General features: G+C 61.9%; 19 protein-coding genes. 6 read left to right on the forward strand and 13 right to left on the reverse strand.

All coding sequences use genetic code 11. The annotated features are described in order from the left end of the window. Positions 1–16 precede the first annotated feature (16 nt). Positions 17–1204 (forward strand): LysM peptidoglycan-binding domain-containing M23 family metallopeptidase, encoded by a 1188-nt coding sequence (locus tag EZV60_RS06185; RefSeq protein WP_135503389.1) that lies wholly within the window; start codon positions 17–19, stop codon positions 1202–1204. A gap of 99 nt (positions 1205–1303) precedes the next feature. On the opposite strand, the gene EZV60_RS06190 is transcribed toward EZV60_RS06185, so the two are convergent. From EZV60_RS06190 to EZV60_RS06220, 7 genes are all read right to left on the reverse strand, one after another. Next, positions 1304–2098 (reverse strand): ATP-binding protein, encoded by a 795-nt coding sequence (locus EZV60_RS06190; RefSeq protein WP_425353558.1) that lies wholly within the window; start codon positions 2096–2098, stop codon positions 1304–1306. A gap of 41 nt (positions 2099–2139) precedes the next feature. Continuing rightward, complete coding sequence (gene tatC, locus EZV60_RS06195; protein ID WP_135503393.1) at positions 2140–3081, reverse strand: twin-arginine translocase subunit TatC; 942 nt, start codon at positions 3079–3081, stop codon at positions 2140–2142. Then, positions 3078–3533: a Sec-independent protein translocase protein TatB gene (gene tatB / locus EZV60_RS06200; RefSeq protein ID WP_135503395.1), complete on the reverse strand. Its 456-nt coding sequence runs from the start codon at positions 3531–3533 to the stop codon at positions 3078–3080. The genes tatC and tatB overlap by 4 nt, the downstream gene beginning before the upstream one ends. Before the next feature lie 9 nt (positions 3534–3542). Continuing rightward, positions 3543–3758 (reverse strand): twin-arginine translocase TatA/TatE family subunit, encoded by a 216-nt coding sequence (locus tag EZV60_RS06205; protein WP_135503397.1) that lies wholly within the window; start codon positions 3756–3758, stop codon positions 3543–3545. Positions 3759–3897: 139 nt separating this feature from the next. Continuing rightward, entirely contained in the window at positions 3898–4992 is a 1095-nt protein-coding gene (locus EZV60_RS06210; protein ID WP_135503399.1) for a hypothetical protein, read from the reverse strand. A 67-nt stretch (positions 4993–5059) separates the two neighbouring features. Then, the gene (locus tag EZV60_RS06215; RefSeq protein WP_135503401.1) at positions 5060–6427 is read right to left on the reverse strand and encodes an SLC5/6 family protein; all 1368 of its coding nucleotides are present in this window, start codon (positions 6425–6427) and stop codon (positions 5060–5062) included. Positions 6428–6561: 134 nt separating this feature from the next. Further along, on the reverse strand, positions 6562–7341 hold the full coding sequence (locus tag EZV60_RS06220) for an SDR family oxidoreductase (protein WP_135503403.1): 780 nt from the start codon (positions 7339–7341) through the stop codon (positions 6562–6564). A 171-nt stretch (positions 7342–7512) separates the two neighbouring features. Here EZV60_RS06220 and EZV60_RS06225 point away from each other — a divergent pair, with 171 nt between their 5' ends. The 5 genes from EZV60_RS06225 (at position 7513) to EZV60_RS06245 (ending at position 13551) form a co-directional block, all read left to right on the forward strand. Then, complete coding sequence (locus EZV60_RS06225; RefSeq protein ID WP_135503404.1) at positions 7513–8526, forward strand: Hint domain-containing protein; 1014 nt, start codon at positions 7513–7515, stop codon at positions 8524–8526. Between the two features lie 88 nt (positions 8527–8614). Continuing rightward, on the forward strand, positions 8615–10222 hold the full coding sequence (locus EZV60_RS06230) for a peptide chain release factor 3 (RefSeq protein WP_135503406.1): 1608 nt from the start codon (positions 8615–8617) through the stop codon (positions 10220–10222). A gap of 35 nt (positions 10223–10257) precedes the next feature. Continuing rightward, positions 10258–10833 carry a hypothetical protein gene (locus EZV60_RS06235; protein WP_245306236.1) on the forward strand — a complete coding sequence of 192 codons (576 nt, stop codon included), beginning with the start codon at positions 10258–10260 and terminating at the stop codon, positions 10831–10833. A 116-nt stretch (positions 10834–10949) separates the two neighbouring features. After that, positions 10950–11921 (forward strand): glycosyltransferase family 2 protein, encoded by a 972-nt coding sequence (locus EZV60_RS06240; RefSeq protein ID WP_135503410.1) that lies wholly within the window; start codon positions 10950–10952, stop codon positions 11919–11921. Positions 11922–12096: 175 nt separating this feature from the next. Next, complete coding sequence (locus EZV60_RS06245) at positions 12097–13551, forward strand: DEAD/DEAH box helicase (RefSeq protein WP_135503412.1); 1455 nt, start codon at positions 12097–12099, stop codon at positions 13549–13551. 62 nt (positions 13552–13613) lie between these two features. Here EZV60_RS06245 and EZV60_RS06250 read toward each other — a convergent pair whose 3' ends face one another. The 6 genes from EZV60_RS06250 to nuoL form a co-directional block, all read right to left on the reverse strand. Continuing rightward, a complete protein-coding gene (locus EZV60_RS06250; protein ID WP_135503414.1) occupies positions 13614–15281 on the reverse strand; it encodes a ribonuclease J in 1668 nt (555 codons plus the stop codon). Further along, positions 15278–16057 carry a type III pantothenate kinase gene (locus EZV60_RS06255; RefSeq protein ID WP_135503416.1) on the reverse strand — a complete coding sequence of 260 codons (780 nt, stop codon included), beginning with the start codon at positions 16055–16057 and terminating at the stop codon, positions 15278–15280. The genes EZV60_RS06250 and EZV60_RS06255 overlap by 4 nt, the downstream gene beginning before the upstream one ends. Positions 16058–16075: 18 nt before the next feature. Further along, a complete protein-coding gene (locus EZV60_RS06260; RefSeq protein ID WP_135503418.1) occupies positions 16076–16828 on the reverse strand; it encodes a biotin--[acetyl-CoA-carboxylase] ligase in 753 nt (250 codons plus the stop codon). Between the two features lie 87 nt (positions 16829–16915). Further along, positions 16916–18349 carry an NADH-quinone oxidoreductase subunit NuoN gene (gene nuoN / locus EZV60_RS06265; RefSeq protein ID WP_135503420.1) on the reverse strand — a complete coding sequence of 478 codons (1434 nt, stop codon included), beginning with the start codon at positions 18347–18349 and terminating at the stop codon, positions 16916–16918. Between the two features lie 12 nt (positions 18350–18361). Next, positions 18362–19909 (reverse strand): NADH-quinone oxidoreductase subunit M, encoded by a 1548-nt coding sequence (locus EZV60_RS06270; RefSeq protein ID WP_135503422.1) that lies wholly within the window; start codon positions 19907–19909, stop codon positions 18362–18364. Beyond that, positions 19909–21981: an NADH-quinone oxidoreductase subunit L gene (nuoL, locus tag EZV60_RS06275; RefSeq protein WP_135503424.1), complete on the reverse strand. Its 2073-nt coding sequence runs from the start codon at positions 21979–21981 to the stop codon at positions 19909–19911. The genes EZV60_RS06270 and nuoL overlap by 1 nt, the downstream gene beginning before the upstream one ends. Between the last annotated feature and the right edge of the window lies 1 nt (position 21982).

Raw genomic sequence — 21982 nt, forward strand, 5'->3', positions numbered from 1 at the left:
TGAGGACCAGATCGAGATGAGCTTTTCGAGACGGATGGGGCGTGGATTGGTGGTCGTGGCAGGCGCAGTGCTCCTGCAGGGCTGTTCGGACGATATGGATTTCGATATGCGCGGCGCATTCGGCAACGCGCCGTCTACCGCCGAAGCCGCCCGGAATGCCGCCGCCGCGCGGCCCGACCCGGACAGCCGGGGCATCATTTCCTACCCGAACTATCAGGTCGCCGTGGCACGGCGCGGTGACACCCTGTCCACCCTCGCGGCGCGCATCGGCGCGGATGTAACGGCGCTTGCGCGCTACAACGGCATGCAACCGGGCGACCCGTTGCGCCCGGGTGAGGTCATTGCCCTGCCGGGCCGCGTGGCGGAACCCGCCGGCGGGCCAATCCGGCCCGGCGCGGTCGATATCAGCAGCATTGCAGGACAGGCGATCGACGCTGCCGACGCAGAACGTGCAGGGCGCGGCGCTGCACCTCGTCTGAATCCCGGCCAATCCGGCGTAGAGCCTGTGCGCCACAGGGTCGAGCGTGGCGAAACAGCATTCACCATCGCGCGACTTTACGACGTATCGGTGCGCAGCCTTGCAGACTGGAACGGTCTCGGCCCGGATTTCGCCGTGCGTGAGGGGCAGTACCTGCTGATTCCGGTGGTTCTGGCCGAGCCCGCGCGACGGGCATCGCCGGCGGCGGTCCAGACTACCGCCCTTGAAACCGAGCCTCCGGGCGCCGGCACACCGACACCTACCCCGCCCTCTGCCTCGCAACCATTGCCGAACGAAGAAACCGTTCCCGCGGCGGAGCCGGTCAAGGCTACGGCCGCGCCGGATCTCGGGGGGACCAAACCCGCGACGAACACGCAGGCCCGGATGGACTTCCCCGTACGAGGCGACATCATCCGCGAATACGCCAAGGGCAAGAATGACGGAATCGACATTGCAGCGTCGCCCGGAACGCCGGTGCGCGCAGCGGCAGCCGGCACCGTTGCCGCGATTACCGAGGACACCAACGGCGTGCCGATCATCGTGGTCAAGCACGAGGCCAACCTGCTGACGGTCTATTCGAACGTGGCCAACCTGGCGGTAGAGAAAGGCGACCGGATCGACCGGGGTGGTAAATTGGCGGAGATCCGCCGTGACGGGACGGCGGCGGTGCATTTCGAGGTACGTGAAGGTTTCGACAGCGTCGATCCGATGCCCTATCTGCGGTAGCCCGTCACGGGACCAAAGGCGCGGCTGCGCCGCACAGATTTTGGGGAATGAGGGGTTCCACCCCTCAAACTCCCCGAGGTATTTTTCGCCAGATGAAGATCAGAGCCGGATTCCGTGACGGCCGGCCAGATCGGTGAAGAACTGCCAGGCGACGCGACCCGAGCGTGCGCCGCGCGTGGCCTGCCATTCTATGGCTTCGGCGCGTAAGGTGGCGTTGTCGATCTGCAGGCCAACCGCGTCGCAATAGCCACGGATCATTGCGAGGTATTCATCCTGGCCGCAGGGATGGAAGCCCAGCCAGAGGCCGAACCGGTCGCTGAGCGAGACCTTTTCTTCGGTCGCCTCAGAGGGGCTGATGGCCGAGGAGCGTTCATTTTCGATCATGTCGCGCGGCATCAGGTGGCGGCGATTGGACGTGGCGTAGAAGATCACGTTGGCCGGACGCCCCTCGATCCCGCCATCGAGCACCGCCTTGAGCGACTTGTAGTGCTCGTCATCGTGGGAAAAGCTGAGGTCGTCGCAGAAGAGGATGAACCACGCGTCGCTTGCACGCAGGATGTTGAGCAGCCGGCCGACAGACGGCAGGTCCTCTCGGTGCAATTCGACGATCTTCACCGCGCCGCCTTGCGCGCGCACCTCAGCATGCACCGCTTTGACAAGGCTCGACTTGCCCATGCCCCGCGCACCCCAGAGCAGTGCGTTGTTTGCAGGCAGGCCCTTTGCGAACTGAAGCGTATTCTGCAAAAGCGTGTCACGGGCGCGGTCGATGCCCACGAGCAACTTCATATCGACACGATTGACGGTCTCCACCGGCTCGAGCCGATCGGGATTTACATGCCAGACAAACGCATCCGCAGCTTCGAAATCCGGCGACGCGACCGGCGTTGGCGCCATACGCTCCAGCGCGGCCGCGATCCGTTCGAGCGGATCATCGCTCACGGTTTGTCTCCGCTCCTGTCGACCATGCCGGGATCGTCTTCTTCGTCTTCGAACTCTGCAAGTATGGGATCATCCTCGAGATCCATGTCATCGTCGTCTTCAAACCAAACGCCTTCCGCACGCAGCTGTTCCTCGCGCTTTTTTTCCACTCTTGCCACGAGAAAGATGGACACTTCGTAAAGGCCGTAGACCACGACAAAAAGAATGACCTGCGTGATGACATCGGGCGGTGTGACAAGCGCGGCGAGGACAAGAATGCCCACGACGGCGTACTTGCGGACCTGGCGCAGGCCCACGGCCCCCACGAGCCCGGCCTTTCCCATCAATGTGAGCAGAACCGGCAATTGGAAACACAGGCCAAAGGCCACGATGAACTTGATCGTGAGGTTGAGATATTCCTGCGCCGAACCCTGGAAGACCACAGACAGAGGCGCGGCATTCTGCGGATCGCCGTCCGGGATCGCCTCGCCGCCGGTGCCGAATTGCTGGAAGCCCAGGAAGAAATCATAGGCCAGCGGCGTGACCACGTAGAAGGCGAACGAGGCCCCGAGAAAGAACATGAAGGGCGAGGCCACGAGGAAGGGCAGGAACGCGCCGCGCTCGGACTTGTAAAGGCCCGGCGCCACGAAGCGCCACATCTGGTTGGCGATATAGGGGAACGCCAGGATGAACCCGCCCAGAAGCGAGACCTTGATTGCGACGAAGAAGCCCTCTTGCGGGCTGATGAAGATCAGGTCGCAATCCTGTCCGCGCTGTGCGAGTACCTGGCAGAGGGGGGCTGTCAGGAAATTGAAGATCGGCGTGGCGACGGTAAAGCAGATGATCATGCCGATGAGAAACGCCACCACCGAATGGATCAGCCGGTTGCGCAGCTCGGCCAGATGTTCGATCAGCGGGGCGGAGCTGTCTTCGATCTCGTCGGCGTCGGTCTTGCTCATGCCTTGTCACCGGTCGTTTCGGTCTGGCTTGCGCTTTCGGAGCCGGCCTCTTTTGCGGCCTCCGCTTCGGCCTTCTCGCGGTCCAGCCGTTCTTGGGCAACCTTGGCGGAATGTTCGCGGATCTTGTCGGCCTGTTCCTTGCGCTTTGGATCAAGCTCTTTCTTCTTGGGGCCGGACATCGTGGTCTGCGTGAAATCCTTTGAAGCCTTCTTGACCTCGTCCATCGCGCTGCCCACGGGATTGGTGGCCTTGCGCAGGCTGTCGGAGATATCCTTGACGCCCGCGTCGTCCGCGGCGTCGTTCATCGCACGGCTGAATTCGCGCCCCATCTTCTTGGCCTTGCCAACGAAATTGCCCACCGCCCGGAACATGCCAGGCAGGTCCTTGGGCCCCACCACGATCAGCGCGACGATCCCGATGAGCAGAAGCTCGGTCCAGCCAAGATCGAACATGGACCGGCCTTAGGCCTTGTCTTTTTCGTCTTCGGTCTTCGTGGTCGCCTCGGCCTCGTTGCTGGCGTCCTCGATTTCCTTGTTGCCTTCGGCAACGCCCTTCTTGAAGCTGGTGATGCCTTTGCCCACTTCGCCCATCAGCGAGGAAATCTTGCCGCGCCCGAAAAGCACGAGCACCACGACCGCGATAAGCAGAAGGCCGGGCAGGCCGATATTGTTGAGCATGTTTCTTCTCCCGTATCCCGGGCCTGTTCTGCGGCCCCGTTGGATTTTCGTCAACCGTATCTATGCGGTTGCGCCCCGGGTTGGAAGAACCAAAGCGGCGCTTGGACCGATTTGTCGGAAAAAAAACCGGGCAGGCGCGTCACAGCGGGGAAAAACTGCCCGCGAATGCTGTCAGAAGCGGCGATCCCGTGGCGACAAGGGCCTGGATTGCCTCGGTGAACGAAATCCGTAGGCCGTGCGCCTCTTTCCAGGCGTCCATCCGGGACAGAGACGGCACGTCGCGCGGCATTCTCGCCGCGCCTCCCGTCTTGGCCTTGTCATCCTGCGGTGGATGCCGAAGGTCGGACAGAACGCTTTCCATCGCCAAGGCATCCGACCGGCGCGCCGCAAGAAAGATAACCGGGCCGAAGCCGGTGATGATCAGCAAGGTGTAGAAGATCCCGTAGTAGAACAGCTGCGCATTGATGACGTCCTTGTAAGAGGCGGCGACCGCCTCTCCGAGCATGGGGAAGGGCCAGTGCATCCAACTCATGGTGAGATAGAGCCCCGCGCTCATCATCAGGCCGGCAAGATAGAGGAAGCGGCGCGCGATCCGCTGGTTACGCCCATGATCGAAGGCGCGCAGCGTCAGGTCGACCGCGGCCTTGGGCCGCGCGAGGGACAGGATCATCCCAAGGATGAGCGCCGAGACGCCGAGACCGGACATGATCGTGACGACATGCATCGCGATCCCGAAAACCTCAACCCCCGCATCCGGCCCACACAGCGCATATCGCTGCCCCCAAGTGTCGCAGAACGGCATGTCCCCTTGCGCCATCACGGCGCGCAGCACGCCCTCGCCAAGCTGATCGTGCGCCCGCCACTGCCCCTCGGAAAAGACCGAGGCGACAACGGGAATCTGTACCGCCACGAAAACCAGAAGCGCGTTGCGTCGCGTGGCCGCATCGAGATCGCGAAGCAGCTCGGCCGCGAAGCAGACAAGGGCGATCACGACAACCATGCAGAAAAACAGAAACGCACCGATAAAGCGGCTACGGCCCGCCGCCTCGGTGAAGGCGAGCGAAACACCTTCTTTCACGGGCTGGAGAAGGTCATCGGCGGTGACGTTCAGAACAGGCACGCCGAATTGCGGGATCATAACGAATTCATGCAGCAGATAGACCGCCACCGGCAGGATCAGGATAGCGAAACAGGCCCGCGGCACCGCGCGGGGCCCGATGGGAAAATGGGTCACGCCGCGGCCTCCCACTGCAACAGCTTGGGTGCGATCCTAGCACGAAAGACCGCTGGCCCAAATAACCTCAGGCGCGACGCGATCCGGCGAGAACGGCGGCGAAACCAACACCGAGAACCACGATGCAGATGACCAGAAGCTGTTCATACTTGTGCCCTTCCGGAAGGATCTCTGCGATCCATCCCCATCCGCGGGCGAAATAGGCGAACGCACCGGTCATCGCCGCCGCGAACGCCACGACGAAAGCCCAAAGCGCAACTTTACGCCCGAGGATAAGCGCCGAAACCAGCACCGGCGTCAGAAACAGGCTCGCGGTTCCGCTGACCGCAACTGCATCAAAAAGGCTTTGATTGCCCCAAAGCGTGAGCGCAGCGCCCAGCCCCATGAAACAGATCATCGCGGTACGACCACCTGCCAGGGTGCGCGGCACCACACCCAGTTCGTCGACGGCCAGGCGCGCCGCGCTGGCCAGCGCGGAATCGAGCGTGCTGAGCGCGCTGACCAGAAGCGACAAAAGCAAGGCGATGTAGACCCAAGGCGGAAACATTTGCGACCATGTTCCCAGTAACTCGCCCTCGTAAGCCGCGCCGCGCAATGCCGCTTCGATCCCGAAGAACCCGAACCCGATGATGCACAGCGTGGAGATCCAGAAAGCATGCACGAAAGACGCCCGGGTCGTGCGCCGATCGGCCAGAAACCCACGATCCATCATGACCGGATCATGCACCGGGTAGGAGAAAACCTGCAAAGCCGCCACCAGCAGTAGGACTTTGCCGTTCCACGCCCCGCTGACGCCTTCCGCCATCAGCACGGCCCCGAAACTGAAGCCCGGCGCGGTGAAGAGCGCCACAAGGGCGGCTGCAAAAACAATTATAAAAACAATCATTTGCACGACATCCGTGCGTAGCGCCGCGCTCAGCCCGCCCCAGGCGCTGTAGCCAAGGCCCAGGGCGGCTACGATGATGATGGACGCCTCCCGTGCGACGCTGACTTCCGGCAACGCGGCCGCGAAGATCAACCCGACCACCAGCAAATTTGCAAAGACTTCGGATAACAGACGCAGCGCGACCACGAGGTTATAGCAGGTGACCCCTGCCCCACCGAACCGGCCGCGCAGCCAATCCTGGACCGAACCTGCATCCTGCGCACGAAGCCTGTCCACGACAAGACCGCCGGTCAGGAATGATCCGTAGTAGGCGGCATAAGCCAGAACGCCCCAGATTCCGTAGAAATATCCAAGGATGGCTGAATTCATCAGGGAACGCGCGAAGATCCATGTGGTGACCTGGCTCAGGACCAGCATCCAGAGGCCCGGCGCGCGGCCTTGCACATCGGCGCCACCGAAAAACCCCTCGACACTTGCGCGGCGCGGGGCCGCCAGAAGGCTGGCCAGTACGACCAGACCGAAAGCGCTGATGATGACGATAGCCTGCACGCCGCCTACCCCCCAATGTGCCGTTCCAGGACAGCCCGCCCTAGCATTCGACGCACACGCCGACCAGCACCCTGTAGAGGCCTGCACGCGAAAGTGAGGAACACGCGCCCAAGGTCTGGGTCACAAAGCCTTGGCTACATGGTCGAGTTTATGGCACCGCCATCGAGAAGGATGTTCTGCCCGATCATGAACCCGGCATGCTGGCTGCACAGGAACGCGCATGTCGCGCCGAATTCTTCGGGCGTACCGTAACGTCCCGCGGGGATCGAGGCGCACCGCCGCGCCTTGGCCTCTTCCATCGAAATGCCCTCCTTCTCGGCGACGCCGGTATCAAGCGACACGGCCCGGTCGGTCGCGTGGATGCCGGGCAACAGGTTGTTCATGATGACGCCCTTGCCCGCGATCTGCCGGGACGTTCCGGCAACGAAGCCCGTGAGGCCGGCGCGCGCCGTGTTGGACAGACCAAGTACCGGGATCGGCGCCTTGACACTTTGCGACGTGATGTTGACCACCCGTCCCCAGCCGCGTTCCGTCATCCCCGGGACAAGTGCCGTGATAAAGGCGATGGGCGTAAGCATATTGGCGTCCACCGCGGCCAGGAAATCGTCCCGATCCCAGTCGGTCCACAGGCCAGGCGGCGGGCCGCCTGCATTCGTCACCAGGATATCCACACCTGCGGCGGCGGCGATAACCTTCGCCTGACCCGCCTGCGTGGTGACATCCGCCGCCACCGTTGTGACATCGACGCCGTAATCCTGCCGAATGCGATCCGCCTCCGCCTCAAGCGCATCTTCCCCTCGGGCGTTCATCACAAGATCGACGCCGGCCTCGGCGAGGGCGCGGGCACAGCCAAGTCCCAATCCCTTGGACGACGCGCAGACCAAAGCGCGTTTACCCTTTATTCCAAGATCCATTCTACCCTGCTCCCATACTTTTCCGGCATCTAACCAAAGGCCATGACCCATTGCCAGCAAAACACCAAGCCGTTGACCAGATGGCGCCATAATCCTACCTTAGACCGTCTGATCACGGCTGTATTGCGGCCGGGCCTTGCTCCGGCCGATCAACGACGACAGGACGACGCCATGCGCCACCCCACCGAAGGTCCGGCCTATTCCGTACCCGTCTATGCGGCGGCGGACCTGACCGTGGTCAATGGCGCAAATCTCGGAGATCCCATTTCCTTTGCGGCGGAACTGGATCTGGACGACACCTATGAATTGCGACTAGGCGCACGGCTACACCGTCTTTCGGTCGGTCCCGGCGACGGTGAAACGCTGCGTATCGCAGCCGGCACGCGGCTTGGCACGCCGGGCGCCACGGTGCATCTCGATGCCTGTCTCACCCTGATGTCGGCCACGGGGCAGACCACCGAAATGCTGATCCTGGTCGAAGTCGACGATACCGGCGATGTGGATCAGGTCTATGCCCTGCCACTGGCGCAGATCTCGGCCCGAACCGGATATTCGCTGGTGGGTATCGATACCGAAACCGCGCGTCAGAAATTCGCCGAAGTGGCCTGCGTCTCGTTCACGCGCGGTACGCACATCACCTTGGCGTCCGGCGCGCAACGCCCGATTGAAGAGCTTAACGTGGGCGATGCGGTGCTGACCCGGGACGATGGCGTGCAAAAAGTGCGCTGGATCGGTCAATCAACCGTCCGTGCGGTCGGCGAATTCGCCCCGATCCGCATTCGCGCCGGTACGCTTCACAACGCCAACGACCTGCTGGTCAGCCCCGATCACCGGCTTTTCATCTATCAACGCTCGGACGCTCTGGGGGCGGGACGGCCAGAACTTCTGGTGCGCGCCCGTCATCTTGTGAACGGAGATACCGTCGTGCAGGAAGATGGCGGTTTCGTCGATTACTTTCAGCTGCTCTTCGATACGCACCAGATCATCTATGCCGAAGGCATTGCCGCCGAAACGCTTTTGCTCGACACCCGCACCCGCGCCGCCCTGCCGCGCGAACTGGGAGAGAAGCTCGCCCAGGCGCTTCCCGGCCACTCCGACCGGGCCCATCTGGGCTTCGAGGTCTCCGAGGCGTTGCTCAAGCATCCCGACGCCGCGAAACTGCTCAAGGCCGCCTCGACCCGCTAGGGCGGCTGCCTTTGGCAGCCGGAAGCCTCGGGCAACGGCACTCTGATCGCCATTGCACGGCCCTGCCCCAGCCTCTATATCCCCGCCCATGCTGGACACCCCCCATAACCGCCCCGATCTTCCCGCCGAAATCGCGCGCCGGCGCACCTTTGCCATCATCAGCCATCCGGATGCGGGCAAAACCACGCTGACGGAGAAGTTTCTGCTTTATGGCGGCGCGATCCAGATGGCCGGGCAGGTCCGTGCCAAGGGCGAGGCGCGGCGCACGCGCTCGGACTTCATGCAGATGGAAAAGGATCGGGGCATTTCCGTTTCCGCCTCGGCCATGTCCTTTGATTTCAAGGACTTCCGGTTTAATCTTGTCGACACCCCCGGGCACTCGGATTTCTCCGAGGACACCTATCGCACACTGACCGCCGTCGATGCCGCCGTGATGGTGATCGACGGCGCCAAGGGCGTGGAAAGCCAGACGCAAAAACTCTTCGAGGTCTGCCGGCTGCGCGACCTGCCGATCCTGACCTTCTGCAACAAGATGGACCGCGAAAGCCGCGACACGTTCGAGATCATTGACGAGATCCAGGAGATGCTGGCCATCGATGTCACGCCAGCGTCCTGGCCCATCGGGGTCGGGCGCGATTTCATCGGCTGTTACGATATGCTGAACGACCGGCTTGAACTGATGGATCGCGCCGACCGCAACAAAGTGGCCGAAACCATCGAAATCAAGGGGCTCGACGACCCCAAGCTGGCCGAGCACGTGCCGGCGCACCTGATCGACAAGCTGCGCGAGGACGTCGAAATGGCACGCGAGCTTTTGCCCGCGCTCAATCCTCAATCGGTGCTCGAAGGACACATGACCCCGATCTGGTTCGGCTCCGCGATCAACTCCTTCGGCGTCAAGGAACTGATGGAGGGCATCGGCACCTATGGGCCCGAGCCACAGCCGCAGTCGGCCGAACCGCGCCAGATCGCCCCGGAAGAGGACAAGGTCACCGGCTTTGTCTTCAAGGTGCAGGCCAATATGGACCCCAAGCACCGCGACCGCGTGGCCTTCCTGCGCATGGCCTCGGGGCATTTCAAGCGCGGCATGAAGCTCACGCATGTGCGCTCCAAGAAGCCGATGGCGGTCTCGAACCCGGTGCTGTTTCTCGCCTCTGACCGTGAGCTTGCGGAAGAAGCTTGGGCCGGTGACATCATCGGCATTCCAAATCATGGCCAGCTGCGTATCGGCGACACGCTGACCGAGGGCGAGTCCCTGCGGGTCACGGGAATCCCGTCCTTCGCGCCGGAACTTCTGCAACAGGCGCGCGCGGGCGATCCGATGAAGGCCAAGCATCTTGAAAAGGCGCTGATGCAATTCGCCGAGGAAGGCGCGGCAAAAGTGTTCAAGCCCACCTTTGGCTCGGGCTTTATCGTCGGCGTCGTGGGCCAGCTTCAGTTCGAGGTGCTGGGTTCCCGGATCGAACTGGAATATGGGCTTCCGGTGCGGTTCGAGAGCTCCCAATTCACATCTGCCCGCTGGGTGCATGGCCCGAAGGAGACGGTCGAGAAATTCGCCGCCGCCAACAAGCAGCATATCGCCACCGACAATGACGGCGACGTGGTTTACCTCACTCGCCTGCAATGGGACATTGACCGGGTTGAGCGTGACTGGCCTGAGATCACCCTCTCCTCCACCAAGGAAATGATGGTCTGACCCTTCAAAACCGCGTCCTGCCCACCGGAGAGATCGTGGCCGATCCGGCGCGCGGCACCCTGATGGGCAATCGCGGGATCCTGCACGACGACGGCCAACGGCTCGGTACGTCGCGCTGGAAACATCCGCATTGGGTGACGTGCCTGCTGGAGTATAAGGGCCGAAAGCGGTCTCTGATGGCCCCGAGCCGGTACACGGAGCTTTTCTTTCTCGACGAGGTCACGGCCCTGGCCGCCGGGCACCGCCCCTGTGGCGAATGTCGCCGCGATGCATTTCGGCAATTCACCAGGTTCTTTCACGCGGCCAATGGCACCGATACGCTCAAAGAACTCGACCGCTGCCTGCACCGCGCACGGGTCACGCGCCAGCGCGCGCAAATCCGACACAACGCCAGCGCCGGGGCCTTGCCAGACGGAACCTTCATTCTGATCGAAAAAGCGGCCCATGTGCTCTGGGGGTCCAACGCTTTGCGATACACGACCAGGGGCTATACCTCTGCCCGCGCCCGACCCGCCGGGCCCGTGACCGTCCTTACCCCGGCCCCGGCCGTTGCCGCGCTCGCGCAGGGCTACATACCGGCCCTGCATCCCAGTGCGGCCGGTCTCATCTAGGCGGTCACCCGGCGACTTCTGGGCAAAAATACTCCCGCCGGAGGTTTCCGCATCTTCTGCCTCACGCCGCCACTTGTCTCTTGCGTGCACGACCCGCGCCTGCGCATTCTTCGGCCATGAGCAGTGACACGACCTGGGGCGTTGTCGCGACGATTAAGGCCCCAACGACCCAGATCCTGAACTTCGCCGCCTATCACCTCGATCTGGGGGCGCACCGCGTGCATATCTATCTTGATGAGGACGATGCCACCGCCCGCTCGGCGCTCAAGCGGCACCCGAAATGCCGCGTCATTCACACCGACGAGGGCTACTGGCGACGACGTCGCAAACACAAGGGCCGGCCCGGCGGGCACCAGTTCCGGCAGACCCTCAACGCAACCCATTGCTATAATCGCCGTCCGGAAGTCACCTGGCTACTGCATGCGGATGTGGATGAGTTCCTGCTCCCTTCCGCGCCGCTGACCGAACAACTCGATGCGTTGCCGGCAGAGACGCTGAGCGCGCGCGTGCGCCCTATCGAAGCGTTGGCCCCGGATCCGTCCGATCCGCCCCCTGCCGGGCAGATCTGGTGCAAGGGCTTTGCCCGACTGCAGGCCAAGCGGCGCGAGGAAACGAATGCGATCTACCCCACATATGGCGATCACCTGAACGGTGGTTTTCTGAGCCACGTCGCGGGCAAGGTTTTCGTCCGCACCGAGGAAACGGGGATAAGCCTGCGGATTCATAACGCATTTCGAAACAAGCAGATCGATGCGGACCCGCCAGAGTTGGCCACGGTGCGGCTGGTGCATCTTCACGCCCATAGCTGGGAGCATTGGCAAAATCTCTATCGCTATCGCTTGCAACACGGCTCTTACCGTGTCGGACTGAAGCCCGCGCCGATGCCCGACGGCGCCGCGCTCAACATGCACCATCTGTTTTCGATGCTCGAGGCCGAGGGCGGCGAAACCGCGCTGCGCGCTTTCTATGACGAGGTTTGCACCGCCAGCCCGGCACTCCGCGACCGGCTGGCGCGTTTCGGACGTCTGCATGCCGTTACCCTTGATCTCGACACGAAACGCGCCCGGCACTTCCCAAATCACGCCTGAATTGTTTCCAAAATGGGGACGATCCGCTCAAAAGCGCCAGATCGTCTCGGCTCGTGCCTGTCGCATTGACCAAACCCTTGCACTACGCTAAGGCCCAATCCTGCAAGGCCGCGATCCCGCGCGCCTAAAGACGTGACGGCGGGCCAAGGTAAGTGTCCGCAAAAAGTGGACATACATGACGAAATTCGCTGATCTCAACCTGAACCCAAAGGTCTTAAAAGCCATCGAAGAAGCCGGCTATGAGACGCCCACGCCGATCCAGGCTGGCGCCATTCCGCCCGCCCTCGAAGGCAGAGACGTGCTTGGTATCGCTCAGACCGGTACCGGCAAGACCGCCTCCTTCACACTTCCGATGCTGTCCCTTCTGGCCCGCGGCCGCGCCCGCGCCCGGATGCCGCGCAGTCTCGTTCTTTGTCCGACACGGGAACTGGCCGCGCAGGTGGCCGAGAATTTCGACACCTATTCCAAACATCTGAAGCTGACCAAGGCTCTGCTTATCGGCGGCGTCTCTTTTGGCGAGCAGGACAAGCTGATCGACAAGGGTGTCGATGTGCTTATCGCCACGCCGGGGCGTCTGCTCGACCATTTCGAACGCGGCAAGCTTTTGCTGACCGGTGTGCAGATCATGGTGGTGGACGAAGCCGACCGTATGCTCGATATGGGCTTCATCCCGGATATCGAACGGATCTTCTCTCTGACGCCATTCACGCGGCAGACGCTCTTTTTCTCCGCCACCATGGCGCCCGAGATCGAGCGCATCACCAACACGTTCCTGCAAGGCCCCGAACGGATCGAGGTTGCCCGTCAGGCAACGGCGTCCGAGACGATCGAGCAAGGTGTGGTGATGTTCAAACCGTCCCGCCGCGACCGCGCCGACAGCGAAAAGCGCAAGCTTCTGCGCGCGATGATCGACGGCGAAGGCGAGAAATGCACCAACGCGATCATCTTCTGCAACCGTAAGACGGATGTGGATATCGTCGCGAAAAGCCTCAAGAAATACAATTACGATGCCGCGCCGATCCACGGCGACCTCGACCAGTCGCAGCGCACCCGCACGCTGGACGGATTCCGCAAGGGCGAACTGCGTTTTCTCGTGGCTTCTGACGTGGCCGCGCGCGGCCTTGACGTGCCCGCCGTCAGCCATGTCTTCAACTACGATGTACCCGGCCATGCCGAGGATTACGTGCACCGCATTGGCCGCACCGGCCGCGCCGGTCGTGACGGCAAGGCGATCACGCTTTGCGGCCCGCGCGACGATAAACAGCTCGATGCCGTGGAAAAGCTGATCCAAAAGGAAATCCCCCGCCTAGAAAATCCTCTGGGCAATGCCGGCCCTGATACGCAGGACGAGGCAAAAGCCGAAGATACTCCCAAGAAAGCCAGCCGGTCCCGCACGCGCGGCAAATCCAAGGAGAAAGCCGCCGAAACCGGATCGATACCGGAGGAGGCGACTCCCGAGACGGCCGACGCGTCCCCGAAAGAGTCTCAGGATCGTGATCAAAGCAGCGGTGGACCGCGCCGGGGTGGCTCTCGCCGCGATCAAAGTGACAATGGAAAGACTCCGGTCGGCATGGGCGATCATCTGCCCAGCTTTATCGCCTTGAGTTTCGACGAGCGTCTGGCGTCCTGATCACACGCGTTTCGGATCGTAAGAAGAAAGGGGCCAATCGGCCCCTTTTTTGTTGGAGTGAATCAGCTTAGCCGGCTGATGATCACCGTCACCTCGGGTTTTTTCCCGATTTCCTGCTGGGCAGAGTTGCGCACGACCTTGCGCAGACCGTCCTCCAGCACGTCATCCTCCCGCAGGGTCTTGCCCTTGGCCCGGCCGAGGAACTGGCTCAGGTCCTCTTCCAGAACATCGACCAACGGTGCCCGGCTTGCGCCCTCCTCTGTCAGGCCCATGATCTCGCACCACGGTTCGCCAAGCGGTTCGTCTTCTTCGTCCAGAATAACGTTTACGGTCACATGCCCGTTAAGCGCCATGCGGATCCGGTCGCGCACGATCCCGTCCAGCGCGCCGATTTTGCGGCTGCCGTCCAGATAGGTCCGGCCGGTTTCGACATACTCGACGATCTCCGGCCGGTTGCCGCTCAGATCCAGCATCGTGCCATTGGTGGCAAGAACACCCTGCATGCCATTGGATTTGCACAGTTTCACGTGCTCACGCAAATGCCGGTGTTCGCCGTGCATGGGGATAATGATCTGTGGGCGAAGCACCTTGTGCAGCCGCTCCAGATCGGGCCGGTTGGCATGTCCGGACACATGGTAGCGTCCGTCGGAATCGTCCACGACATCGACACCCATCTCACTGAACTGGTTCATGATCCGGATCACGCCGCGTTCATTCCCGGGAATCGTCTTCGAGGAGAAAAGAAACAGGTCGCCCTCTTTCAGCTCGATCCCGTTGTACTTCCCCTGTGCCAACTGCGCACTGGCCGCTCGTCGCTCGCCCTGGCTGCCCGTCACGATAAGCATCACGTTCTCGCGTGGGATCTCCCGCGCGTCCTCGGGGCTGATCGTACTTGGAAAGTCGGTCAGGACGCCGGTTTCAACCGACGCCTCGATCATCCGTCGCATCGCCCGTCCGAGAAGGCAGATAGAGCGCCCGGTTTTCTGTCCGGCCTCGGCCAGCGTCTTGACCCGCGCAACGTTGCTGGCAAATGTCGTCGCCACCACCATGCCCTTGGCGCTGCTGATCAGTTTTTCGATCTCGGCACCAAGCCCGCTTTCAGAACGCCCTTCATGCGTGTTGAACACATTGGTGGAATCGCACACCAACGCCTGCACGCCCGCATCGCCGATCGACTGCCAGAGGGCCTCGTCCCAGGGCTCGCCCACCACCGGGCCGGTGTCGAGCTTGAAGTCGCCGGAATGCACGAGCCGGCCTTTCGGCGTGTCGATCACAAGACCCGAGCTTTCCGGAATCGAGTGCGAAATCGGCACGAAGCCCACCTTGAACGGCCCGGCCTCGGTGATCTCGGGCCAGGCGGACACGGTCGTGACTGCCTTTTCCGGATGCCCGTGCTCTTCCATTTTGCGCCGCGCGATATTGGCGGTAAAGGCCCGCGCGTAGATGGGCGCCTTGAGCTGATCGTAGAAATGCGCCACCGCGCCGACGTGATCTTCGTGGGCATGGGTGACAAAGATCGCCTCAAGCTGTGAAGATCGCTCCGCAAGCCATTGGATATCCGGAAAAATCAGGTCCACGCCCGGTGTCGTATCCATGTCCGGAAACGTCACACCCAGGTCGACGAGGATCAGCCTTTCCTTTCCCTTCGGACCGTAGCCGTAGACATAGGCGTTCATGCCTACTTCACCAGCCCCGCCCAGAGGCATGTAGATCAATCGTTCACCGCTCATAGTGGTAACACTTTCTGGTTATGCGCATGGATCACTGTCAGCCCATGCATTGTCAGGTCATCCTCGATCACATCGAAGAGCAGGTCCCCCTGCGCGAAAAGCGGGGCAAGCCCGCCCGTTCCGATAATTTTCATCGGGGTTTCGTATTCCGTGCGGATCTTCTGGCAGATCCCGTTCACAAGTCCCACATAGCCCCAGAACACGCCCGATTGCATGCAGGCCACCGTATTCGTGCCGATCACCTTTTGCGGCTTTGTCACGTCCACATGCGGCAGGGCCGCTGCCGCCATGTGCAAGGCCTCCAGCGACAGGTTCACGCCGGGCGCGATCACGCCACCGACATAAGCGCCGTCCTCGGCCACAACGTCGAATGTGGTCGCGGTGCCGAAATCCACAACGATCAGATTACCCCCGAAAAGGTCAAACGCCCCGGCCGTATTCACAAGCCGGTCCGGCCCCACCTGCGTACCGGCATCCACCCGCGGCGCAACAGGAAGCGCACAATCCGGCCTGCCAACCACCATCGGACGGCAGCCGAAAAACCTGTCCGCAAAGACGCGAAGATTGAATACGACGCGTGGCACGGTCGAGGAGATGATGACGTCGGTGATATTCGCGTCGATCCCGTAGTGCTTGATGAGGGTGGAAAACCACGTGAAATAGGCATCTGCCGTGCGGGCATGGTGGGTCGACGTGCGCAGCGTGCACAGGAAGGTCTTTCCGTCCCAGATCGAGAAGACCGTATTGGTATTGCCGCAGTCGATCGCCAACAGCATGAGCCCTGCCCTTTCAAGTCAGAAGAAAATATCGGCGGCGGGGATCGCATGCCGCATTTGCGCGGTTCTTAGAACAAGATTACCGGCTTCGTCCACCGTCTCGAAGACCCCGGTCAAACTCTCCCGCGTGGTCCGGGCAGTGATTTCCTGACCCAGCTTCGTGGCCCGGGCAAGCCAGGCCGCCCGAATGGGTCCAAATCCGTAGTGCACGAACCGGTGCTCACGGCGCGCATAAGCGGGCGCCAGCAGCTCGAGAAAGGCCATCGGGTCGATCCGAGTGCCGGTTCCCGACAGAAGCGAGGCCGGCGGCACAGCGTCGTCTTCGAGGCTTGTCTGATCCGGGGTGTCCCGCAGGTTGACACCGATCCCGATCGTAACAAAGCCGGCACCCTGGATAGACGCACCGCTTTCCAGAAGAATGCCCGCAACCTTCGCCCCGTTCAGCAGCACGTCGTTCGGCCATTTGAGCGTGAAGGCATCCGCCTGCCCCGTGGCCGCCTCAAACGCGTCGAAGAGCGCCAGCGACGCCACGAAGGAACGCAGCGCCCAGTCTTGCGGTCCCCCGCCGGGACGCATCACAAGGCTTGCCGCAAAATTGCCCACAGGGCTTGCCCAGGCACGTCCGCGCCGTCCGCGCGCCGCGGTCTGATGCAGCGCAAGAACCCATTCCGGGCCGGACAGCGTCGGTGCAAGACGCGCGGCTTCGGCATTGGTGCTGTCCACCTTTTCCAGCACGCGCCGCCCGTACCCTTCTGGCCACGGGTCCTTCATGAGACCTTTAACGCGCCCGCCCGGGCCATTCCAAAACAAAGCGACGCGCCCGAAGGCGCGTCCGTTCTCGTTTCCAGGGATATCAGGTCAGTTGACAAGCGTTGCCGCCGCGGCCTGTGCCATCCCCTCGACACCGAACATGTTGATGATGCCAAGAAGCATGATCGCGGCCGAGGCCATCAGAAAGCCCCATTGTACCGGCGACCGGCCAGTTTCCAGCGGTTCGCGCTCTTCGCCGAAATACATGTAGTAGACGATGCGCAGATAGTAAAAGGCGCCGATGACCGAGGCGATGACGCCGGCCACGGCCAGCCAGGCCAACCCGCCCTCATAGGCTGCGCGCAAGACGTAAAGCTTGCCGAAAAAGCCCAGAAGCGGCGGCACGCCCGCCAGGCTGAACAGCAGGATCAGCATGGCCAGCGCCCGGCCCGGATGCGCACGTGAATACATGTTGAGGCTCATGATGTCCGTCACAGGCCGGTTGTCGCGTTCCATTGAGAGAATAAAGGCAAACGTGCCGACGTTCATGGTGACGTAAATCGCCATATAGATCAGCATCGCCTGCACACCGAAGACCGTACCGGACGCAAGGCCCATCAGCGCATAGCCCATATGGGCGATGGAAGAATACGCCATCAGCCGTTTGATATCGGTCTGTCCGATGGCCGCAATGGCACCAAGGAACATCGACAGAAGCGACAGCACGGCAATCACCTGCTGCCAGTCCGTGACGATGCCGCCATAGGCATCATGCACCACGCGGGCGAAAAGCCCCATCGCGGCGACCTTGGGCGCGGTGGCGAAAAAGGCGGTAATCGGCGTCGGGGCGCCCTCGTAGACATCCGGCGTCCACATGTGGAATGGTACGGCGGACACTTTGAAGGCCAGACCGGCCAGAACGAAGACAAGACCAATCAGCAGGCCAAGCGGCGCGCGGCCGTCCGCAGCCTCGATGATCCCGGAAAAGAGGGTCGTGCCCGCGTAGCCATAGGTCAGCGAGGCACCATAAAGCAAAAGCCCTGAACTCAGCGCGCCAAGCACGAAATACTTCAGGCCCGCCTCGGTCGATTTCACGCTGTCCCGCCGTAGTGAGGCCACGACGTAAAGCGCCAGCGACTGAAGCTCGAGGCCCATGTAAAGCGCCATGAGATCGCCTGCGCTGACCATCATCATCATGCCCACGGCAGAGAGCGCGATCAGCAATGGGTATTCGAACCGCAGCAAGTCCCGCCGCGCCATGTATTCCTGCCCCATGACCAGCACGGCCGCAGCCGATAGAAGGATGGTCACCTTGGCAAAGCGCGCAAAGCCGTCATCGTTGAACATGCCGTCAAAGGCCGTACGGGTGCCCTCGCCCGTCGTGCCGATCCAAAGGGCGAGCGCGGTCATAAGACCCGCCGTCAGCCACACCAGCATGCCCGCCATTCGGTCCTGCCCGGTATAGGCCGCCCCAAGAAGCGCCGCGAGCGCATAGAACGACAGCACGATCTCCGGCAGGATTACAGTCAGATCAGCCTGCATGATAAGTCTCCGTCATTGCGATGCCGCGGCGAATTTGGACGCGGTCGCCGCTTCGGCCAGGGCCGTGTCGTAATTGGCAATCAGCGCCTCGACCGAAGGGCCGATTATGTCAGTCACAAGGCTGGGATAGACGCCCAGAAGCAGGGTCATCGCCACGAGAGGGGCAAAGATGGCCTTTTCCCGCTGCGTCATGTCCGTGATCGATTTCAGGCTTTCCTTGATCAGGTCGCCCATCACCACCCGGCGATAGAGCCAAAGCGCATAAGCCGCCGACAGGATGACCCCCGTTGTGGCCACGACCGCAACCCAGGTGTTCACCTGGAACACGCCCATCAGCGTCAGAAATTCGCCGACGAAGCCGGAGGTGCCCGGCAAGCCCACATTAGCCATCGTGAAGAGCATGAAGATGAGCGCATAGGCCGGCATCCGGTTCACCAATCCACCATAGGCATCGATCTCGCGCGTGTGCATGCGGTCATAGATCACGCCTACACAGAGGAAGAGCGCACCCGAGATGAAGCCGTGGCTCAGCATCTGGAAGATCGCGCCGTCGATCCCCTGCTGATTGGCCGCGAAAATCCCCATCGTCACGTAGCCCATATGCGCGACGGACGAATAGGCGATAAGCTTCTTCATGTCCTCCTGCGCCAGCGCCACGAGCGAGGTGTAGACAATGGCGATGGCCGACATCCAAAGGACCAGCGGCGTCAGCACGTCCGCGCCCACCGGGAACATCGGCAGGCTGAAGCGCAGGAACCCGTAGCCGCCCATTTTCAAGAGGATCGCCGCCAGAACCACCGAGCCTGCCGTCGGCGCCTGAACGTGGGCGTCGGGCAGCCAGGTATGCACCGGCCACATCGGCATCTTCACCGCGAAGCTGGCGAAGAAGGCGATGAACATGAGCGTCTGCATGCCGCCCACGATCTGGATGCCCAGCAGCGAGAAAGTCTCGGACCCGAACTCGTGCCGCATGAGCGTGGGAATATCGGTGGTGCCCGCCTCGGCGAACATCGCCACCATCGCGACCAGCATCAGGACCGAGCCGAGGAAGGTGTAGAGGAAAAACTTGAACGACGCATAGATCCGCGCCTTGCCGCCCCAGATCCCGATGATCAGGAACATCGGGATCAGCCCCGCCTCGAAGAACAGGTAGAAGAGCACGAGGTCGAGCGCCACGAAGACCCCGATCATCAATGTTTCGAGGATCAGGAAGGCGATCATGTATTCCTTGACGCGCACCGTCACGTTCCAGGACGCAGCGATGGTCAAAGGCATGATAAAGGTGGTCAGCATGACAAAGAGAACGCTGATCCCGTCGACGCCGACTTTGTACTGCAGCCCCAGAAGCCAATCACGCTCTTCGACGAATTGAAAGCCCGTGTCCTTGGGGTTGAAATCCCAAAGGATGAACAGCGACACGAGGAACGTGAGTGACGTGGCGATCAGGGCCACCCACTTGGCATTGCGCTGCGCCGTCTCGTCCTCACCGCGCAGGAAGATGGCCAGAATGGCCGCCGCAATGGCGGGGATGAACGTGGTAATGGAAAGCAGGTTATCCATTATTCAGCCCCCCCGATAAACGTCATCCATGTTACCAGAACCGCGATCCCGATCACCATGGCGAAAGCATAGGTAAAGATGTAGCCCGACTGCGCGCGGCCCGCGAGGCGCGTGAAGAAGGGAATGATCCCCATCGCCAGTCCGTTGATCGACCCGTCGATCACGTTGCCGTCGCCTTTCTTCCAAAGCAGGCCGCCAAGCGCCTTCGCCGGGCGCACGAACAGGAAGTCGTAGATCTCATCGAAATACCACTTGTTGAGCAGGAAGAGATAAAGAGGCCGCTGGTTCTCTGCCAGGCGCCGCGGGACGGTCGGATCGAGGATATAGAACCAGATCGCGGTGATCAGGCCGATGACCATGGCGATAAAGGGCGAAAGCTTGACCCATGTCGGCACGTAATGCGCCTCGTGCAGGATCGTGTTCTCGGGCGCGATATAAATCGCCGCATCGCCCGGCGCGCTTTCCATGACGTAATGTAGTTCCGACGCCTTGGGGCTACGCTCGGCCACCGCCTCGACCAGCTCGGCCGGCGGCTCACCGTATTTACCGCCAAAGAACTTCACCACCTCGTTGGTCTTGCCGAAGAAGCTGCCATACCAGATCGCCCCGGCAAAGACCGCACCCAGGGCCAGAACGCCCAAGGGTATCAACATCACCTTGGGGCTTTCATGCGCGTGTTCATGCGTGTGCTTGTCGCCGCGCGGGTCGCCCCAGAATGTCAGGAACATCAATCGCCAGCTGTAAAAGCTGGTGAACAGCGCGGCGATGACCAGCGCCCAGAAGGCAAAGCCGCCCGACGTGGCCGCATAGGCGCTCTCGATCACGGCGTCTTTCGAGGCAAAGCCCGCGAAACCAATCCAGCCGGTAAGCGGGATACCCACACCGGTAATGGCCAGCGTGCCGATCAGCATGGCATAGAACGTGTAGGGCATCTTCTTGCGAAGGCCGCCATAATTACGCATGTCCTGCTCGTGGTGCATGCCGTGAATGACCGAGCCTGCGCCGAGAAAGAGCATCGCCTTGAAGAAGGCATGCGTGAAAAGATGGAACATCGCGACCGAGTAAACGCCGACACCGGCCGCCACGAACATGTAGCCGAGCTGCGAGCAGGTCGAATAGGCGATAACGCGCTTGATGTCATTCTGCACAAGGCCCACGGTCGCCGCGAAAAAAGCGGTCGCCGCGCCAAGGAAAGTCACGAAGGCCATCGCTTCGGGTGCGAATTCCATGATGGGCGACATCCGGCAGACAAGGAACACGCCTGCCGTCACCATGGTCGCGGCGTGGATCAGCGCCGACACCGGCGTCGGACCTTCCATCGCGTCCGGCAACCAGGTGTGCAGGAATAGCTGCGCCGACTTGCCCATCGCGCCGACGAAAAGAAGGAAGGCGATCAGGTTGGCGGCGTTCCACTCCGTCCACAGAAAGGTCAGCTGGGTCTGAGCCAGTTCGGGGGCGGCGGCGAACACATCGTCGAACTTGATGGAGTCGACGAGGAAATAGAGCGCAAAAATCCCCAGCGCGAAGCCGAAATCACCCACGCGGTTGACGACGAATGCCTTGATCGCCGCGCCATTGGCCGACGGTTTGCGGAAATAGAACCCGATCAGCAGGTACGAGGCGAGGCCCACGCCCTCCCAGCCGAAGAACATCTGCGCAAGGTTGTCTGCGGTCACCAGCATCAGCATCGCGAAGGTGAAGAACGACAGGTATGCAAAGAACCGCGGGCGATAGCTCTCGTCCTCACGGAAATTCTCGTCATGGGCCATGTAGCCCATGGAATAGAGATGAACCAATGCGGAGACGGTGGTGATCACGATCAGCATGATCGCGGTCAGCCGGTCGAGCCGGATCGACCACGCAGTGTCGAGCGTGCCGGACCGGATCCAGTCGAGGACGTGGATCTGCTCTGTCGTGCCGTCAAAGCCCAGAAAGACAATCCAGCTCAGCAGGGCCGACAGGAACAGAAGGCCCGTTGTAACCCACTGTGCCCCGGTATCGCCGATGATGCGCCACCCGAAGCCCGCGATCAGGGCGCCCACCAGCGGGGCAAAGAGAATGATCTGCTCCATC

This window comes from Roseovarius aestuariivivens, assembly GCF_004761875.1.
Lineage (GTDB): Bacteria > Pseudomonadota > Alphaproteobacteria > Rhodobacterales > Rhodobacteraceae > Roseovarius > Roseovarius aestuariivivens.

Excerpts from the sequence above, each read along its gene's own strand:
- EZV60_RS06185 (WP_135503389.1), top strand. The coding sequence starts at position 17 with ATGAGCTTTTCGAGACGGATGGGGCGTGGATTGGTGGTCGTGGCAGGC.
- EZV60_RS06190 (WP_425353558.1), bottom strand. The coding sequence starts at position 2,098 with ATGGCGCCAACGCCGGTCGCGTCGCCGGATTTCGAAGCTGCGGATGCG.
- tatC (WP_135503393.1), bottom strand. The coding sequence starts at position 3,081 with ATGAGCAAGACCGACGCCGACGAGATCGAAGACAGCTCCGCCCCGCTG.
- tatB (WP_135503395.1), bottom strand. The coding sequence starts at position 3,533 with ATGTTCGATCTTGGCTGGACCGAGCTTCTGCTCATCGGGATCGTCGCG.
- EZV60_RS06205 (WP_135503397.1), bottom strand. The coding sequence starts at position 3,758 with ATGCTCAACAATATCGGCCTGCCCGGCCTTCTGCTTATCGCGGTCGTG.
- EZV60_RS06220 (WP_135503403.1), bottom strand. The coding sequence starts at position 7,341 with ATGGATCTTGGAATAAAGGGTAAACGCGCTTTGGTCTGCGCGTCGTCC.
- EZV60_RS06225 (WP_135503404.1), top strand. The coding sequence starts at position 7,513 with ATGCGCCACCCCACCGAAGGTCCGGCCTATTCCGTACCCGTCTATGCG.
- EZV60_RS06230 (WP_135503406.1), top strand. The coding sequence starts at position 8,615 with ATGCTGGACACCCCCCATAACCGCCCCGATCTTCCCGCCGAAATCGCG.
- EZV60_RS06240 (WP_135503410.1), top strand. The coding sequence starts at position 10,950 with ATGAGCAGTGACACGACCTGGGGCGTTGTCGCGACGATTAAGGCCCCA.
- EZV60_RS06245 (WP_135503412.1), top strand. The coding sequence starts at position 12,097 with ATGACGAAATTCGCTGATCTCAACCTGAACCCAAAGGTCTTAAAAGCC.
- EZV60_RS06250 (WP_135503414.1), bottom strand. The coding sequence starts at position 15,281 with ATGAGCGGTGAACGATTGATCTACATGCCTCTGGGCGGGGCTGGTGAA.
- EZV60_RS06255 (WP_135503416.1), bottom strand. The coding sequence starts at position 16,057 with ATGCTGTTGGCGATCGACTGCGGCAATACCAATACGGTCTTCTCGATC.
- EZV60_RS06260 (WP_135503418.1), bottom strand. The coding sequence starts at position 16,828 with ATGAAGGACCCGTGGCCAGAAGGGTACGGGCGGCGCGTGCTGGAAAAG.
- nuoN (WP_135503420.1), bottom strand. The coding sequence starts at position 18,349 with ATGCAGGCTGATCTGACTGTAATCCTGCCGGAGATCGTGCTGTCGTTC.
- EZV60_RS06270 (WP_135503422.1), bottom strand. The coding sequence starts at position 19,909 with ATGGATAACCTGCTTTCCATTACCACGTTCATCCCCGCCATTGCGGCG.
- nuoL (WP_135503424.1), bottom strand. The coding sequence starts at position 21,981 with ATGGAGCAGATCATTCTCTTTGCCCCGCTGGTGGGCGCCCTGATCGCG.